Source organism: Caldimonas sp. (assembly GCF_046289365.1).
Lineage (GTDB): Bacteria > Pseudomonadota > Gammaproteobacteria > Burkholderiales > Burkholderiaceae_C > Caldimonas.
This window is the reverse complement of the sequence record NZ_JBKBVU010000336.1, coordinates 1-1,937: the sequence shown is the minus strand read 5'-3', so window position 1 is coordinate 1,937 and position 1,937 is coordinate 1. Positions and strand designations below refer to the sequence as shown.

Genomic DNA, 1,937 nt, shown 5'->3' with positions numbered 1-1,937 from the left:
GGGCGGGCATGCGGGCGAGCAAGTTGCCTGCGGCCGATTCGCCGTCCTGGTTCAGCGCGCGGATGAGTTGGTGCAGCGCTTCCCACACCGGCAGACGCGCGTCGGACTCAGGCGACCAGTCGCGAGGCATCTCGGCCCACTTGAGCAGTCGCAGCTCGCCCTTGCTGGAGGCCACAACTCCCGAAGCCTGCAGCCCGGCCACGCTGGTGCCCTTGGCGCGGGCGAGCACGTCGGCCTCGCCGAACTTGCCCGTGGCCCAACCCTGCTGCTCGAACCAGTGCAGACAAAACTGCGTGTCGTGGTCGAAGTCGTCTTCCGCGAGGAAGCGGTTGATCAGCTGCAGCGCGGTACGCACGCTCATCGGCGTGCCGTCGGCTTCCAGCACCGCGGCGTACTGGCTGAAGATCGCCATGCCGGGGCCGATGATGGCTTGCGACAAATCCACTGGCGCGACGGGAGAGTTCACGCCACCGCGGGTCATTTCGTCGAGAGCCTCGGGCAGCACTGTGTTCAGTTCTCGGATGAACTCGCGGCGACTGACGGTAGGCGCATCCTTTGCGCGTTGGCGGCAGACCAATATGATGCTGGACGCGAGCGCGTTAGCTTCGGCACCGACCATGCGCCGCTCAAGCTCTGTGCGCATCGGCCAGGTCCCGGTAACCGCAAACCCTGCATCAATGACCGCCTGAAGAAACGTTTCCCAGCCCGTGCTTGATGTTCCAGCGTCGCTCTTGGTCTCGGCTTGCTTGAAGGCGTAGTAGATCGTTACAGGGAAGGCCGGATGTGCGCTCTCGGCCAGGTTGTGCATGGCCTTGGTCATGCCAGAAAGGAAGAAGGCCTCCGCCTTCTCTTTGCTGCCATGACGGTATGCCGTCGCAACAAGCTCCTCTGCTTTGGGAACAGCCAAGGTCGCGAACAGCTCTGGGAAGCTCGACCGAAGGCTCTTGCGCAACCAGACGTAGAAGAAGTCGGACAAATCTGCGTATGCAATGTTGTCGTAATACGGTGGATCTGTTGAAACGACCCTGTTCAGGGACAGTGACTGGCCCTGGGCATCCGCTTGGCGAGCCCTTCCAGGAGCTACCGGGGCCAGGCCGGCGAGCGCGTCAATAATCGACTTGATGCCGCCTTCAAAGTTGCCGCTGGAGTCGGAAAGCGGATTGCTTTCAGCAAAGTCCCAGGTCATGGGTAGCGACTGCCGCCCGAAGGTGTTCCTGGCGTGTTCGCGGAGGCTTGCCCATGCGCATAGATTGGAATTTCGGTCGCTCACCTTGTCTGTGGCGAAAGCCAGGTACACCCCGACCGCCTCCGCATATGCCGCCGCGCCGGTGCCGCCGGCGTCCAGCCCCACGCCATCGTCGGGCAGGCCGGCGGCGATGGCGTCCTGCCGGCACATGTTGATGGCCTCCTGCACCAGGTCAGAAAAGGTAGTCAACGCGACGAGTTGGCGGGGGGTGAAGAGGTCGCCCCACTCGGTCAGACCGTAGGGAACGCATGTGCCGCCTGTGAGGCGGGCAGGCACATTACCGGAGGGCTTCCAAGTGGGCTGCGTCTGTCGAGCGGCATCCTCGTGTTCTTGAGTCGGTGCCAGATAGACGCGACCACGCGCGCCTTCGGCGACGATAGCCATCAGCCTTGCGCCCATGCGCCCGGCCTGCCCCTCGCCCTTGATGTAGTCGCCGCCGATGGGCGTGTCCGACAGCACACAGCGGAAGTTTGCGCCACGACCGGCGGCTTTGGTTCCGTCCTTCGCTTCTTCCGGCGGCGTGCCCACCCTCACCGTAAAACGGTACTGGTCGCCCTCCACCACCGGCTGCACATACGCCTCCTTGCCCGCCTTGCTGGAGAGCACGAAGGTCGATGCCAGCGGAACATCGACGTGGCTGAACGCCGGGTTCGGGCTCTTTACCGTGCGCGCCCACAACCAGGCGATCACG

1 protein-coding gene is annotated in these 1,937 nt (G+C 63.9%); it reads right to left on the bottom strand.

All coding sequences use genetic code 11. The features are described from left to right. On the bottom strand, positions 1-1,937 hold a 1,937-nt coding region (locus ACK42S_RS17785), incomplete at both ends, for a DUF1156 domain-containing protein (RefSeq protein WP_409710754.1).